Genomic DNA, 14,034 nt, shown 5'->3' with positions numbered 1-14,034 from the left:
TAAAATCGGGGCAAGACTCTAGAGGAGGTCGGCGATGACCGCAGCGATCGAGATGCCCCGCGTGCAGGAGTGCGTGGTCACGGCGTGCGGGTACAACCACACCGGCGACTGCCACGCCTTCGCGATCACGATCGGCAGCATGGATCACGCCCACTGCCACACCTTCATCGAGATGCCCGCGGTCCGGGCCGGGGTGGACGGCCTGATCGCGCAGGTCGGCGCCTGCCAGCGGGCGGACTGCCAGCACAACGACCAGTTGGAGTGCCACGCACCGGGCATCAAGGTCGGCCCGGACAATGACATGGCCGACTGCCTGACGTACGCCAGCCGCTGACCGCCTCAGCTGTTAGGAAGGGACCCCTGTACCACGCCAGGCGTTAACAGGGGTCCCTTCCTTTCACTTCAAGCCGTTGGCTTCGCGGACAACCGTGACCAGTTCGTCGATGATCCCGGTGAGAGCGAAGTCCTTCGGCGTGAACACGCGCGCCACGCCGGCCCTCCGCAGCGCCTCGGCGTCGACCGCCGGGATGATGCCGCCCACCACCACCGGCAGGTCGCCCCGGCCGGCGGCGCGCAGGCCGTCCAGCACCGCCGGCACCGCCGCGAGGTGCGAGCCGGACAGCACCGACAGCCCGACCAGGTCGACGTCCTCCTCGACGGCGGCGGCCACGATCTGCCCCGCGGTCAACCGGATGCCCTGGTAGACGACCTCGAAGCCGGCATCGCGGGCGCGTACCGCGATCTGCTCCGCGCCGTTGGAGTGCCCGTCCAGGCCGGGCTTGCCGACCAGCAGCCGCAGCCGGCCGCTGCCCAACTCCCGGGCGGTGGCCGTGACCCGCTCACGCACGGCGGCCAGGGTGGCGTCCCCGCCCACGCCGGCAGCGCCGGACAGGCCGGTGGGTGCCCGGTACTCGCCGAAGACCTGCCGCAGCGCGCCCGCCCACTCGCCGGTGGTGACGCCCGCGCGCACGCACTCCAGCGTGGCGGGCATCAGGTTCGTCGTGGTCGCGGCCTCCGCGCGGAGCCGGGCCAGCGCCGCGTCCGCGGCCGCCGGGTCCCGGCCGGCCCGCCACTCGCGTACGCCGGTAGCGGCGGCCTCCTCCACCGCCGGGTCCACCTGCTCGATCGCCTCGGCGCCGGCCGCGGTCAGCGGGGACGGCTCGGTCTCCACGAACCGGTTCACACCGACCACCACGTCGGTGCCGGCCTCCATCCGACGGCGCCGGTCCGCGAGCGAGGCCACCAGGGCGCTCTTGAGGTAACCGGTCTCGACGGCGGCCACCACGCCGCCCATCTCGAGTACCTTCTCCAGTTCGACGCGGGCCCCGGTGACGATGTCGTCGACGAGCGCGGTCATCACGTGCGAGCCCTCGAACAGGTCCGGGTACTCCAGCAGGTCCGACTCGTACGCGAGCACCTGCTGCATACGCAGTGACCACTGCTGGTCCCACGGGCGGGGCAGGCCGAGCGCCTCGTTCCACGCCGGCAGTTGGACCGCGCGGGCCCGGGCGTCCCGGGAGAAGGTGACGCCGAGCATCTCCAGCACGATGCGCTGGATGTTGTTCTCCGGCTGCGCCTCGGTCAGGCCCAGCGAGTTGACCTGCACGCCGTACCGGAAGCGGCGCTGCTTCGGGTTCTCGACGCCGTACCGGTCGCGGGTGATCTCGTCCCAGAGCGCGCCGAACGCGCGCATCTTGGCGATCTCCTCGACGAAGCGGACACCGGCGTTGACGAAGAAGCTGATCCGCTGGACGACGTCGCCCATCCGCTCGGCGGGCACCTGGCCCGAGTCGCGGACCGCGTCGAGCACCGCGACCGCGGTGGCCAGCGCGAAGCCGACCTCCTGCACCGGGGTCGCCCCGGCCTCCTGCAGGTGGTAGGAGCAGATGTTCACCGGGTTCCACTTCGGCATCTCGCGCAGCGTGTACGCGATGACGTCGGCGGTCAGCCGCAGCGACGCCGCCGGCGGGAAGATGTACGTCCCCCGGGACAGGTACTCCTTGATGATGTCGTTCTGCGTGGTGCCGGCGCAGCGGGCCAGCTCGGCGCCCTGCTCGGTGGCGACGGTGCCGTAGAGGCCCAGCAGCCACATGGCCGGTGCGTTGATGGTCATCGAGGTGTTCATCTCGGCCAGCGGGATGCCCTCGAAGAGCGCCCGCATGTCGCCGAGGTGCGCCACCGGCACACCCACCCGGCCGACCTCACCGGCCGCCAGCTCGTGGTCGGGGTCGTACCCGGTCTGGGTGGGCAGGTCGAAGGCGACCGAGAGCCCGGTCTGCCCCTTCGCCAGGTTGCGGCGGAAGAGCGCGTTGGTCGCGGCGGCCGAACTGTGCCCGGCGTAGGTGCGCATCACCCACGGGCGGTCACGCTCGGGCAGCCGACCCGGGAGAGCCTTCTCGTCCATGGCCGGAGTTTAAGTTACCGTTCAGTAAAACGGGTTGTGGAAAACCACACAGGTCCATGTCGCGGACGCCGGGTCGGGAAGCGCCCGGTATGGCCGCAACCGCCACACCCCGGACGGCCGCCGCCGGCGGCCAGGCCGCACACTTGACGGCATGGATGACGAGCTCGCGATCTCCGTCCGGGGGCTGCGCAAGGCGTACCGGGAGACCGTCGCCGTGGCGGGGGTGGACCTCGACGTCCGCCGGGGCGAGGTGTTCGCCCTGCTCGGCCCGAACGGCGCCGGCAAGACCACCACCGTCGAGATCCTCGAGGGGTACCGCAAGCGCGACGCCGGCGAGGTCTCGGTGCTCGGCAGCGACCCGGCGGCCCCCGCCCCCGACTGGCGTTCCCGGGTCGGGATCGTGCTCCAGGGCACCGGCGAGTTCGACGAGCTGACCGTCTCCGAGGTGGTGCGCCACTTCGCCGGCTTCTACGCCGACGCCGAGGACCCGGACAAGGTGATCGCCCGCGTGGGGCTGGCCGACAAGGCGAAGGCCCGTACGCACAGCCTCTCCGGCGGCCAGAAGCGCCGCCTGGACGTGGCGCTCGGGATCGTCGGCCGCCCCGAGCTGCTCTTCCTGGACGAGCCGACCACCGGCTTCGACCCGGAGGCGCGGCGCGAGTTCTGGGAGCTGATCCGGGACCTGGCGGCGGCCGGCACGACGATCGTGCTGACCACGCACTACCTCGACGAGGCGGAGGCCCTGGCCGACCGCGTCGGGGTGATCGCCGGCGGGCGGCTGGTCGAGGTCGCCGTACCCGAGCGGCTGGGCGACCGGCACGAGGCTCTCGCCACGGTCTCCTGGCGTACGCCGGAGGGGGCCGTGGAGAGCGTGGCGAGCGCGACGCCGACGGCGCTGGTGGCGGAGCTGGCCGCGCGCTTCGGCGGCGAGGTGCCCGGCCTGACGGTGACCCGGCCGACGCTGGAGGACGTCTACCTGAGGATGATCGGACACAGATGAGCACCACGATGACGCCGGCCACGCCGGCCACCGCGACACCGCGGCGCCGGCCGGGCCCGGTCGCCCTGGGCCTGCGACAGGGTCGGCTGGAGATCACCCAGTTCCTGCGCAGCCGGGAGTCCGTCGTCTTCACGCTGGGCTTCCCGGTGATCATGATCATGATCTTCGCGTCCATCTTCGACGGCGAGATCGCGCCGGGCGTGCGCTTCACGCAGTACTTCGTCACCGGCATGATCGCGACCGGTCTGATGACGGTCAGCTTCCAGAACCTCGGCATCTGGATCCCGATCGAGCGGGACCGGGGGGTGCTGAAGCGTTACCGGGGCACGCCGATGCCGAAGTGGGTCTACTTCGCCGGCAAGGTGATCCTGGTGGTGGTGGTCGGCGTCGCCGAGACCGCGCTGCTGCTCGCCGTCTCGGCCGCCCTGTTCGACCTGGAACTGCCCGGCACGGCAGCCAAGTGGCTGACCTTCGGTTGGGTCTCCGCGCTCGGGATCACCGCCTGCACGCTGTGCGGCATCGCGATCTCCTCGCTGGCGCGCAGCTCGCGCAGCGGCTCGGCGGTGGTCACCCCGGTCGCCCTGGTGCTCCAGTTCATCTCCGGGGTGTTCTTCGTCTTCACCCAGCTGCCGAGCTGGATGCAGCAGGTGGCGGCGCTCTTCCCGCTCAAGTGGATGTGCCAGGGGCTGCGCTCGGTGTTCCTGCCGGACGCCTTCGGCGCCCAGGAGCCGGGCGGCTCCTTCGAGCTGGGCCGGGTCGCCCTCGTGCTGGGCGCCTGGTGCGTGATCGGCCTGCTGCTCTGCCTCGGCACCTTCCGCTGGACGACCAACCGCGACGGCTGACGTGCAAGGAAGGGCCCCTTGTTAACGTCTGCGGTAGAGGAGGGGCCCCTTGTTAACACAAGCTGTCAACAAGGGGCCCCTCCTTGCATCTCAGTACGAGTAGAAGCCCTTGCCCGTCTTGCGGCCCAGGTCGCCGGCGGTGACCATGCGCTGGAGCAGCTCCGGCGGGAAGAACTTCTCGTCGGCGGTGTCGGTGTAGATGTTCTTCGCGGCGTGCAGCAGCACGTCCACGCCGGTCAGGTCGGTGGTCGCCAGCGGGCCCATGGCGTGACCGAAGCCGAGCCGGCAGGCCGTGTCCAGGTCCTCCGCCGAGACCACGCCGGACTCGACCAGCTTGACCGCCTCCACCACCAGCGCGGCGATCAGCCGGGTGGTGACGAAACCGGCGATGTCGCGGTTCACGACCACCACGGTCTTGCCGATCTCCTCGGCGAACGCCTTCACGGTGGCGAGGGTCTCGTCGCTGGTCTTGTAGCCGCGGACCAGCTCGCAGAGCTTCATCATCGGCACCGGCGAGAAGAAGTGGGTGCCGACGACCGCCTCCGGGCGCTCGGTGACGGCGGCGATCTGGGTGACCGGGATGGCGGAGGTGTTGGTGGCGAGCACCGCGTCCGCCTTGCAGATCTTGTCCAGCGCGCGGAAGACCTCGTGCTTGATCTCCAGGCGCTCGAAGACCGCCTCGACGACGATGTCCGCGTCGGCGACCGCCTCCAGGTCGGTGGTGGGGGTGATCCGGCCGAGCGTCACCTCGACGTCGGACGCCGGGATCTTCCCCTTCTCGGCGAACTTCTCCAGCGACTTCCGGATGCCGTCCACGCCGCGCTTCGTGGCCGCGTCGTCCAGGTCCCGCAGCGTCACCTGCCAGCCCGCCTGCGCCGCCACCTGGGCGATGCCCGAGCCCATCAGCCCGGCCCCGACGACCGCGAGTCGACCCGCCATCTGCTCACTCCCTCGCCTGATTGGGTGTCTGCCTGCACCCTAGTCGGCGGGCCTGAACGAGTGCTAAGGGCGGTGCCCGGCGCAGCCCGACCCGTCAGATGGTGACGGCCGGCTCGTCGGGCGCGGTGTCACGCTCGACCTCGACGCCGAGCGCCCGCAGGTCCGCCACGAAGTCGGGGTAGCCCCGGTCCACGTGGTGCACGTGGGAAACCTCGGTGACCCCGTCGGCGCAGAGCCCCGCGATGATGAGGCCCGCCCCGGCCCGGATGTCCGTCGCGTGCACCGGCGCCCCGGAGAGGCTGTTCCGGCCCCGGACCACGGCGTGGTGCCCGTCGGTCTTGATGTCCGCCCCCAGCCGCATCATCTCGTTGGCGAACATGAACCGGCCGTCGAAGATGTTCTCGGTGATCAGGGAGGCGCCGTCGCTGACCGCGGCGAGCCCGATCGCCATCGGCAGCAGGTCGGTGGCGAATCCCGGGTACGGCAACGTCACCACGTCGACGGCGCGCGGCCGGTCGTCCATCCGCATCCGGAAGGCGTCCTGCCGCGTCTCCACCAGCCCACCCGCGGACACCAGCTTGTCCAGGGCCAGCTCCAGGAACGCCGGGGGCACCCCGGTCACGGTCACGTCCCCGCGGGTCATCGCCGCGCCGAAGGCCCACGTGCCGGCGACGATCCGGTCCCCCACCGTGGCGTGTCGCACCGGGCGCAGCCCGGGGACCCCGACGATCGTCAGGGTCGACGTGCCCGCGCCGTCGATCAGCGCCCCCATCTGGTTGAGCATCGTGCAGATGTCGACGATCTCGGGCTCGCGGGCGGCGTTGTCGATGACCGTGGTGCCCTCGGCGAGGACCGCCGCCATCACCAGGTTCTCGGTGGCGCCGACGCTGGGGAAGTCCAGCACGATCTCGGCGCCGCGCAGGCCGTGCGGGGCCGAGGCGATCACGAATCCGTGCTCGCCGGCGATGTCGGCGCCCATCCTCGTCAGCCCCGAGATGTGCATGTCCAGCCCGCGTGAGCCGATCGCGTCGCCGCCCGGGTGCGCGACCCGGACGCAGCCGCGCCGGGCGAGCAGCGGACCGAGCACGCAGATCGACGCGCGCAGCCGGCGGACCAGGTCGTAGTCGGCCTCGGCGCCGGGCAGCTCGGGCACGTCGATGGTGACCGAGCGGGACCGGGCCACACCGCCGTACGCCACCATCGGGTCCACCGGGTCGTCCGCGTCGAACCGGACGTCGCAGCCCAACCGGCGCAGCACCTCCCCCATGATGGCGATGTCGGTGATCCGCGGGACGTTCGTGATCACGCTGCGGCCCGGCGCGAGCAGGGCGGCGGCCATGAGTTTCAGGGCCGAGTTCTTCGCGCCGACCACGTGCACGGTGCCGGCCAGGCGGGCGCCGCCGCGGACCCGGATGACGTCGACGGCGTTGGCCGCCGGGTCACCGGGCCCGACGCCGGCCGGCCAGGCGGGCTCCGGCCGGGCCGGGATGGTCAGGTCCGGTATCCGTAGGCTGTGCGTCATGGCCGTCCACCTCACGCGCATCTACACCAAGGCCGGCGACGCCGGCATGACCAGGTTGAGCAACAACGAGCAGGTGCCGAAGACAGATCCCCGGATCGCCGCGTACGCGGACGTCGACGAGTGCAACGCGGCGATCGGCGTCGCGCTCGCCCTCGGGCAGCTCGACGAGGAACTGCGCGACGTGCTGGGGTCGATCCAGAACGACATGTTCGACGTGGGCGCCGACCTGGCCACCCCGGTCGAGCCGGATCCGAAGTACCCGCCGCTGCGGGTCACCGAGGAGTACGTCGAGCGCCTCGAGGGCTGGTGCGACGAGTACAACGCACGCCTCAGCAAGCTCGACTCCTTCATCCTCCCCGGCGGCACCGCGGGCGCGGCGCTGCTGCACGTGGCGCGGACGATCGCCCGACGCGCCGAGCGTGCGGCCTGGGCCCTGGTCGCACACGACCCTGATCGGACCAGCCCCCTCCCGGCAAAGTATCTCAACCGGCTCTCCGATCTGCTCTTTATCCTGGCAAGAACGGCAAATCCGGCGGGAGATGTGCTATGGGTGCCCGGCGGTAACCGCTGACCGGGCGACCGCCGCCCGCCCGCACCGGCGCGCTGCACCACGTCGAGGTGTGGGTCCCCGACCTGCCCGGCGCCGTCCGCAGCTGGGGATGGCTCCTCGGGGAACTGGGCTGGAAGCCGTTCCAGGAGTGGCCGGCCGGCCGCTCCTGGCGGCTCGGCCCCACCTACCTGGTGCTGGAGGAATCGCCCGCGCTGTCCGGCCGGGTCCACGACCGGCTCGCCCCGGGCCTCAACCACCTCGCCTTCCACGCCGGCCCGCCGGCCGCCGTCGACCGGCTGGTCGCGGCGGCGCCGGCGCACGGCTGGTCGCTGCTCTTCCCCGATCGCCATCCCCACGCCGGCGGCCCGGAAACCTACGCCGCCTACCTCAGCGACGGTCAGGGGTACGAGGTGGAGCTGGTCGCGGCGATCGGCTGAGGGGGTGCCTCAGGCGGCGGGCCAGTCCTGGGAGGCCAGACGCGGCGAGACCGCCCCCGGAGGGGCGGCCTCGAGCCAGGAGAGGAACCCGGTGACGGTGGATCGCGCCATGGCGATCTCGACCGGAGCGTGATGACTGGTACAGCGGAGGATGACCCAGTCGGCGGGCATCGCGAAGCGCTCCTGCCCCTCGGGCAGCCGGCGACGCTCCACCGCCAGACCCTTCCGGGAGAGGACCCGCTTCGGGCGGAGGGCGAAGCTGAACATCCGGTACCACCGGAGCTCGTCACCCACGAAGCGGCCGAAGCCGGGAGCCCAGCCTCGGCCGTCGAGCATGGTGGAGGTCCGGACGCTGAGCCGGATGATGCCTCCGCTGCGGGTGACCAGTGCCCGCCGGACGAAGAGAATCAGGAGCGCGCCGAGGAGGACGGCGACGCCGATCCCGATCCCTTCGACGATCTCCATCTCCGGTGTCGGCTCAGCGACCGTGCGCGGCGGAGACCGGGGTGGCGCTCTCGGCCAGGACGGTGACGCCCTCGGCGCTCACCGACAGGAAGCCGCCGGCCACCTCGTACGCGACCTGCTCACCGCCGGCCAGCTTGATGCGGACCTGGCCGGGCTCGGCGAGCTGGCCGAGCAGCGGCGCGTGCCCCGGCAGCACACCCAGCTCGCCCTCGGTCGTCCGCGCGACGACCATTTCGGCCTCGCCGGACCAGACCTTCTCCTCGACGGCTACGAGCTCGACGTGAAGCTGCTGTGCCACGCTGTCTCCTTGCTGCGGCGGCGGTGTGCCGAAAGTCTAATCGCGCCGCCGGCCCGCCCGTAACGCGGGTGGCGAGACCTGCCTCACTCAGCTCGCCTTGTTCTGGAATTCCGGGTGCTCCAGCAGGAAGGCGTCGAGCTGCTCGTTCTTCAACGACGCGAAGAAGTCCTGTACGGCGGGCTCGAAGCGCTCGCCCAGGTACTTCCCGTTCTCCATGATGCCGCCGCCCGGCAGCTTGATCATCTGGATGTTGTTCGGGCGCAGGTTCTTCAGCGCCAGGCCGTAGTCGACGACGCTGTGCCCCCGGCCGTTGAAGACCAGGGACTGGCCGGCCGCCCGGAGCACCTTGTCCAGCTTGATCGGGTTGGTCACCACGTCGGCGCTGAACGCCTGGCTCGCCATCGCCTTGACGAACTGCTGCTGGTGGCGCTGCCGGCCGTAGTCGCCGTCCGGCACGCCGTTCTTCGGGTAGCGCTGCCGGACGTAGTCCAGCGCCTGCCAGCCCTTGAGGTGCTGGGTGCCCTTCTTGTACTCGGCCTGCGGTCCCAGGTAGCCCCCGCCGCCCGGCCTCAGCTCCCGGTGCGTGCCGTCCGGCCTACGGTGCTCGGAGCGCACGTCGCGCTCGATGTTCATCGTGACGCCGCCCATCGCGTCGACGATGCGGATGAAGCCGCTGAAGTTGATGATCGCACCGGCGTCGAACCGCTCGATGCCGGTCACCTGCTCCACGGTCTTCGACAGAAGCTGGAAGCCCTGCGCCGCGTCCGGGTTCTGCCCCTGCCTGCGGCTGCCGTGCGACATCGCCGCATTCAGCTTCTCCCGGCCGCCGTTGTAGCCGGCCTGGCTGAACGCCGGGATGTCGACGTAGAGGTCCCGGGGCAGGGAGAAGAGGTACGCGCGGTCGAGGCCGGCCGGCACGTGCAGCACCATGACCGAGTCGGCCAACGGCGGCTGCTCCGGCTTCCGGGGGTCGACGCCGACGAGCAGGATGTTGAGCGGGCCCTTGATGTCGCTCTTGCGCTCCTTGGCGCCGGCGGCCTGGTCGCCGAAGAGGTCGGCCTTGCCCACCGCGCCCTCGTAGCGGGCCATCAGCGCCTCGGTGCCCACCAGGACGGCGCCGCTGAGGAACATGAGGACGGCACCGAAGACGGTGCACACCCGGGCCCACCGCGGCACGCCTGCCCACACGGACGGCTTCCCACCGCCCTTGCCGGCCTTACCCACGATCATCTCCGTTCGTCACGCCCACGATGAGGAGACGGGCGTACGCAGCCGTTGGTTGCACGGTTCCGCGCGCAATCGGGGGAGCGCGCGCATGAACGGTACCTCGCGTGCCGGATGATTGCCGACCGCGTGGAACCGGGCAGCGGCGATGCTAGGTCCTGAAGATGAACGAAAGGCCGCCCCGGCGTTAACCGGGACGGCCTTTCATGTCGTCGACGGGCGAGCCCGACGACGGTCGGCAGCGGGCTCAGCCCTGCGCCATCAGCTCCTTGGCCTTGCGCTCCAGGTCCTCCAGGCCGCCGCACATGAAGAAGGCCTGCTCGGGGAAGTGGTCGTACTCGCCCTCGCTGATCTTCTTGAACGCCTCGATGGTCTCCTTGATCGGGACCGTCGAGCCCGGCACGCCGGTGAACTGCTCGGCGGCGTAGGTGTTCTGCGACAGGAACCGCTCGATCCGCCGGGCACGGCCGACGGTCAGCTTGTCCTCCTCGGAGAGCTCCTCGATGCCGAGGATGGCGATGATGTCCTGCAGGTCCTTGTAGCGCTGCAGGATCCGCTTCACCTCGGTGGCCACCGCGAAGTGCTCCTGGCCGACGAACTCCGGGGCGAGGATCCGGGACGAGGACGCCAGCGGGTCCACGGCCGGGTAGATGCCCTTGTCGGAGATCGACCGCTCCAGGTTGGTGGTCGCGTCGAGGTGGGCGAACGTGGTGGCCGGCGCCGGGTCGGTGTAGTCGTCGGCGGGCACGTAGATCGCCTGCATCGAGGTGATGGCCTGGCCCCGGACGGAGGTGATCCGCTCCTGGAGCTCGCCCATCTCGTCGGCCAGGGTCGGCTGGTAACCCACGGCGCTCGGCATCCGGCCGAGCAGGGTGGACACCTCGGAACCGGCCTGGGTGAAGCGGAAGATGTTGTCGATGAAGAGCAGCACCTCCTGCTTCTGCACGTCGCGGAAGTACTCCGCCATGGTCAGCGCGGAGAGGGCGACCCGCAGCCGGGTGCCCGGCGGCTCGTCCATCTGGCCGTAGACCAGCGCGGTCTTGTCGATGACGCCGGACTCGGTCATCTCGGCGATGAGGTCGTTGCCCTCGCGGGTGCGCTCACCCACGCCGGCGAAGACCGAGGTACCACCGAAGTTGCGGGCGACACGGGTGATCATCTCCTGGATGAGCACCGTCTTGCCCACGCCGGCACCGCCGAACAGGCCGATCTTGCCGCCCTTGACGTACGGGGCGAGCAGGTCGATGACCTTGATGCCGGTCTCCAGCATCTCGGTCTTCGGCTCCAGGTCCGCGAAGGCCGGGGCCTTGCGGTGGATCTGCCAGTGGTCGTCCGGGCTGAGCGTCTCGCCCTCGGTGAGGTTGAGGCACTCGCCGATCGCGTTGAACACGTGGCCCTTGACCGCGTCGCCCACCGGCACCTTGATCGGCGAGCCGGAGTCGCGCACCTCGGCGCCGCGGACCAGACCGTCGGTCGGCTGCATCGAGATGGCGCGGACCACGTTGTCACCCAGGTGCTGGGCGACCTCGAGGGTCAGCGTCTTCTCGCCGCCGGAGAGGGTCACGTCCACGTTCAGGGCGTTGAACAGTTCCGGCATGGCGTCGCGCGGGAACTCGGCGTCGACGACCGGGCCGATGACCCGGACCACGCGACCGGTGGCCGTCTTGGTCTCTACTGGGGCAGTCATCACACTTCACTTCCCGACGCGGCCAGCGCGTTCGCGCCGCCGACGATCTCGCTGATCTCCTGGGTGATCCCGGCCTGGCGGGCCGAGTTCATCTCGCGCGTGTACTTCTCGATCATCTCTTCGGCGTTGTCGGTGGCGCTCTTCATCGCCCGCCGCCGCGCCGCCGACTCGCTCGCCGCCGACTCCAGCAACGCCGCGTAGATCCGCGTGTTGATGTACTTCGGCAGCAGCGCGTCGAGCAGCGCATCCGCCTCCGGCTCGAACTCGTACGCCGGGAGCAGGCCCTCGGACCGCGGCCGGTCCTCCACCTGCATCGGCCCGATGATCTTCGCGACCGGGTTCTGGGTCATCAGGGACTTGAACTCGGTGAAGACGATGTGCAGCTCGTCGACACCGAGCACGCCGTCCGCCCCCGCACTGCCGTCCACGTCGTCCGCGCCGGCCGAGAACGCCTTGATCAGGGTCTCGCCCACCTCGCGGGCGTCGGCGAACGTCGGCTGCTCCGAGAAGCCCGTCCAGCTCGCCGCGATCTCCCGGTTACGGAACCGGTAGAACGACACGCCCTTGCGCCCGATGACGTAGAGCACCGGCTCCTTGCCGTCGGCCTTGAGCCGGGCGACCAGCGACTCGGCGGTCCTGATCGCGTTGGAGCTGTACCCACCGGCCAGGCCCCGGTCGCTGGTGATCAGCAGGACACCGGCCCGCCGGACCTGGGGACGCGGCGTGAGCAACGGGTGGTCGATCCGCGCGTTGGACGCCAGCGCCGTGAGCACCCCGGTGATGGCCTGGGCGTACGGCAGCGACGCCTCCACCCGGGCCTGGGCCTTGGCGATACGGCTCGTCGCGACGAGCTCCATCGCCTTGGTGATCTTCTTCATCCCCTTCGCCGAGCGGATCCGCTGGCGAAGGACGCGCACCTGGGCGGCCATCGTCAGCTCTCAGCCGGGCGGTCGGTCGTGCTCTCGCGGAACCGGGTCACCGTCTCGCGGCTCTCCTCGCCCTCCAGCGGCTGGGCCGCGGGCTCGTTGATCCGCCGCTCCTCCTCCTTGCCGAGGAAGAGCTTCTTGAACTCGGTGATCGCCGAGTCGAGCGACCCGACGATCTCGTCGTCCCACTTGTTGTCCGCGATCGCCGCCAGGACGCCCTCGTGCTTGTGGCGCAGGTACTGGAGGAACTCGGACTCGAAACGCCGGATCTCGCCGACCGGGATGTCGTCCAGCTTGCCCTCGGTGCCGGCCCAGACCGAGACGACCTGCTCCTGCACCGGGTACGGCGAGTAGTTCGGCTGCTTGAGCAGCTCGACCAGGCGGGAACCGCGCTCCAGCTGGGCCCGGGAGGCCTTGTCCAGGTCGGAGGCGAAGGCGGCGAACGCCTCCAGCTCGCGGTACTGGGCCAGGTTCAGCCGCAGCGAACCGGCGACCTTCTTCATCGGCTTCACCTGCGCGGCGCCACCAACCCGGGAGACCGAGGTGCCGACGTTGATGGCCGGCCGGACGCCCTGGTTGAACAGGTCGGTCTCGAGGAAGATCTGGCCGTCGGTGATGGAGATGACGTTGGTCGGGATGAACGCCGAGATGTCGTTCGCCTTGGTCTCGATGATCGGCAGACCGGTCATCGAGCCGCCGCCCATCTCGTCCGAGAGCTTCGCGCAGCGCTCCAGCAGGCGGGAGTGCAGGTAGAAGACGTCACCCGGGTACGCCTCACGGCCCGGCGGGCGGCGCAGCAGCAGCGACACGGCCCGGTACGCCTCGGCCTGCTTGCTCAGGTCGTCGAAGACGATCAGGACGTGCTTGCCGCCGTACATCCAGTGCTGCCCGATGGACGAGCCGGTGTACGGGGCGAGGTACTTGAAGCCGGCCGGGTCGGAGGCCGGCGAGGCGACGATGGTGGTGTACTCCATCGCACCCGCCTCCTCCAGGATGCCCTTGATCGAGGCGATCGTGGAGGCCTTCTGACCCACGGCGACGTAGATGCAGCGGACCTGCTTCGTCGGGTCGCCGGAGCGCCAGTTGTCGCGCTGGTTGAGGATGGTGTCCAGGGCGACCGTGGTCTTGCCGGTCTTCCGGTCACCGATGATCAGCTGCCGCTGGCCCCGGCCGACCGGGGTCATCGCGTCGACGGCCTTGATGCCGGTCTGCATCGGCTCGAAGACGGACTGGCGGGCCATCACGTTCGGGGCCTGGAGCTCCAGCTCGCGGTAGCCCTCGTTCGGGATGTCGCCGAGACCGTCGATCGGCTGGCCGAGCGCGTTGACCACGCGGCCGAGGAAGGCGTCGCCGACCGGCACCGAGAGCACCCGCTCGGTGCGCTTGACGCGCTGGCCCTCCTCGATCCCGGCGAAGTCACCGAGGACGACGACACCGATCTCCCGGACGTCGAGGTTCAGCGCCACACCGAGGGTGCCGTCCTCGAACTCCAGGAGCTCGTTGGTCATGGTCGAGGGAAGGCCCTCGACGTGGGCGATGCCGTCGCCGGCGTCAGCGACGGTGCCGACCTCCTCGCGGGAGACGCCGGCCGTGTAGGAGGAGACGTAGCGCTCCAGGGCGCCGCGGATCTCCTCCGTCGAGATGGTCAGCTCGGCCATCCTCTGCTTCCTTAAGTTTCAGGGCCCGGGATACCTAGTACCGACCGGTCCGAATGGCGTCTAGTCAGGGCGCTGCGCGGCG

General features: G+C 70.5%; 14 protein-coding genes. 5 read left to right on the top strand and 9 right to left on the bottom strand.

The genetic code is table 11. The features are described 5' to 3' along the window. The first annotated feature begins 34 nt into the window (after positions 1-34). Positions 35-334: a DUF1540 domain-containing protein gene (locus tag GKC29_RS09870; protein ID WP_155330536.1), complete on the top strand. Its 300-nt coding sequence runs from the start codon at positions 35-37 to the stop codon at positions 332-334. A gap of 63 nt (positions 335-397) precedes the next feature. Here the strand turns inward: GKC29_RS09870 and GKC29_RS09865 are convergent, their stop codons facing one another. Then, entirely contained in the window at positions 398-2,404 is a 2,007-nt protein-coding gene (locus GKC29_RS09865; protein WP_155330535.1) for a protein meaA, read from the bottom strand. A gap of 151 nt (positions 2,405-2,555) precedes the next feature. On the opposite strand from GKC29_RS09865, the gene GKC29_RS09860 reads away from it, so the two are divergent. Continuing rightward, positions 2,556-3,404, top strand: coding sequence for an ABC transporter ATP-binding protein (locus GKC29_RS09860; protein ID WP_155330534.1), 849 nt, complete (start codon positions 2,556-2,558; stop codon positions 3,402-3,404). Next, positions 3,401-4,246: an ABC transporter permease gene (locus GKC29_RS09855; protein WP_155330533.1), complete on the top strand. Its 846-nt coding sequence runs from the start codon at positions 3,401-3,403 to the stop codon at positions 4,244-4,246. Before GKC29_RS09860 ends, GKC29_RS09855 begins: the two co-directional genes overlap by 4 nt. Positions 4,247-4,336: 90 nt before the next feature. On the opposite strand, the gene GKC29_RS09850 is transcribed toward GKC29_RS09855, so the two are convergent. Both GKC29_RS09850 and murA read right to left on the bottom strand, forming a co-directional pair. Continuing rightward, the gene (locus GKC29_RS09850; protein ID WP_155330532.1) at positions 4,337-5,185 is read right to left on the bottom strand and encodes a 3-hydroxyacyl-CoA dehydrogenase family protein; all 849 of its coding nucleotides are present in this window, start codon (positions 5,183-5,185) and stop codon (positions 4,337-4,339) included. Positions 5,186-5,279: 94 nt separating this feature from the next. Continuing rightward, the gene (gene murA / locus GKC29_RS09845; RefSeq protein ID WP_155330531.1) at positions 5,280-6,707 is read right to left on the bottom strand and encodes a UDP-N-acetylglucosamine 1-carboxyvinyltransferase; all 1,428 of its coding nucleotides are present in this window, start codon (positions 6,705-6,707) and stop codon (positions 5,280-5,282) included. Here murA and GKC29_RS09840 point away from each other — a divergent pair. Next, complete coding sequence (locus GKC29_RS09840; protein WP_155330530.1) at positions 6,706-7,278, top strand: cob(I)yrinic acid a,c-diamide adenosyltransferase; 573 nt, start codon at positions 6,706-6,708, stop codon at positions 7,276-7,278. The two genes, murA and GKC29_RS09840, sit on opposite strands and share 2 nt — an antisense overlap. Before the next feature lie 47 nt (positions 7,279-7,325). Continuing rightward, positions 7,326-7,694, top strand: coding sequence for a VOC family protein (locus GKC29_RS09835; protein ID WP_230688976.1), 369 nt, complete (start codon positions 7,326-7,328; stop codon positions 7,692-7,694). A 9-nt stretch (positions 7,695-7,703) separates the two neighbouring features. On the opposite strand, the gene GKC29_RS09830 is transcribed toward GKC29_RS09835, so the two are convergent. From GKC29_RS09830 to atpA, 6 genes are all read right to left on the bottom strand, one after another. Further along, positions 7,704-8,159: a DUF2550 domain-containing protein gene (locus tag GKC29_RS09830; RefSeq protein ID WP_155330528.1), complete on the bottom strand. Its 456-nt coding sequence runs from the start codon at positions 8,157-8,159 to the stop codon at positions 7,704-7,706. A gap of 13 nt (positions 8,160-8,172) precedes the next feature. After that, positions 8,173-8,457, bottom strand: a complete 285-nt coding sequence (locus tag GKC29_RS09825; protein WP_155330527.1) for a F0F1 ATP synthase subunit epsilon — start codon at positions 8,455-8,457, stop codon at positions 8,173-8,175. Between the two features lie 87 nt (positions 8,458-8,544). Next, entirely contained in the window at positions 8,545-9,687 is a 1,143-nt protein-coding gene (locus GKC29_RS09820; protein ID WP_155330526.1) for an LCP family protein, read from the bottom strand. Positions 9,688-9,928: 241 nt separating this feature from the next. Beyond that, entirely contained in the window at positions 9,929-11,368 is a 1,440-nt protein-coding gene (atpD, locus tag GKC29_RS09815; RefSeq protein WP_155330525.1) for a F0F1 ATP synthase subunit beta, read from the bottom strand. Then, positions 11,368-12,297 (bottom strand): F0F1 ATP synthase subunit gamma, encoded by a 930-nt coding sequence (locus GKC29_RS09810; protein ID WP_155330524.1) that lies wholly within the window; start codon positions 12,295-12,297, stop codon positions 11,368-11,370. Before GKC29_RS09810 ends, atpD begins: the two co-directional genes overlap by 1 nt. Positions 12,298-12,299: 2 nt before the next feature. Beyond that, positions 12,300-13,952 (bottom strand): F0F1 ATP synthase subunit alpha, encoded by a 1,653-nt coding sequence (atpA, locus tag GKC29_RS09805; RefSeq protein WP_155330523.1) that lies wholly within the window; start codon positions 13,950-13,952, stop codon positions 12,300-12,302. Positions 13,953-14,034: the final 82 nt, after the last annotated feature.

The organism is Micromonospora sp. WMMC415 (assembly GCF_009707425.1).
Classification (GTDB): Bacteria; Actinomycetota; Actinomycetes; order Mycobacteriales; family Micromonosporaceae; genus Micromonospora.
Note: the sequence above shows the minus strand (reverse complement) of the source record. Positions and strands in the feature narration are given on the sequence as shown.

Bases quoted from the DNA above. Each gene is read 5' to 3' on its own strand.
- GKC29_RS09870 (WP_155330536.1), top strand. From the start codon at position 35: ATGACCGCAGCGATCGAGATGCCCCGCGTGCAGGAGTGCGTGGTCACG.
- GKC29_RS09865 (WP_155330535.1), bottom strand. From the start codon at position 2,404: ATGGACGAGAAGGCTCTCCCGGGTCGGCTGCCCGAGCGTGACCGCCCG.
- GKC29_RS09860 (WP_155330534.1), top strand. From the start codon at position 2,556: ATGGATGACGAGCTCGCGATCTCCGTCCGGGGGCTGCGCAAGGCGTAC.
- GKC29_RS09855 (WP_155330533.1), top strand. From the start codon at position 3,401: ATGAGCACCACGATGACGCCGGCCACGCCGGCCACCGCGACACCGCGG.
- GKC29_RS09850 (WP_155330532.1), bottom strand. From the start codon at position 5,185: ATGGCGGGTCGACTCGCGGTCGTCGGGGCCGGGCTGATGGGCTCGGGC.
- GKC29_RS09840 (WP_155330530.1), top strand. From the start codon at position 6,706: ATGGCCGTCCACCTCACGCGCATCTACACCAAGGCCGGCGACGCCGGC.
- murA (WP_155330531.1), bottom strand. From the start codon at position 6,707: ATGACGCACAGCCTACGGATACCGGACCTGACCATCCCGGCCCGGCCG.
- GKC29_RS09830 (WP_155330528.1), bottom strand. From the start codon at position 8,159: ATGGAGATCGTCGAAGGGATCGGGATCGGCGTCGCCGTCCTCCTCGGC.
- GKC29_RS09820 (WP_155330526.1), bottom strand. From the start codon at position 9,687: ATGATCGTGGGTAAGGCCGGCAAGGGCGGTGGGAAGCCGTCCGTGTGG.
- atpD (WP_155330525.1), bottom strand. From the start codon at position 11,368: ATGACTGCCCCAGTAGAGACCAAGACGGCCACCGGTCGCGTGGTCCGG.
- GKC29_RS09810 (WP_155330524.1), bottom strand. From the start codon at position 12,297: ATGGCCGCCCAGGTGCGCGTCCTTCGCCAGCGGATCCGCTCGGCGAAG.
- atpA (WP_155330523.1), bottom strand. From the start codon at position 13,952: ATGGCCGAGCTGACCATCTCGACGGAGGAGATCCGCGGCGCCCTGGAG.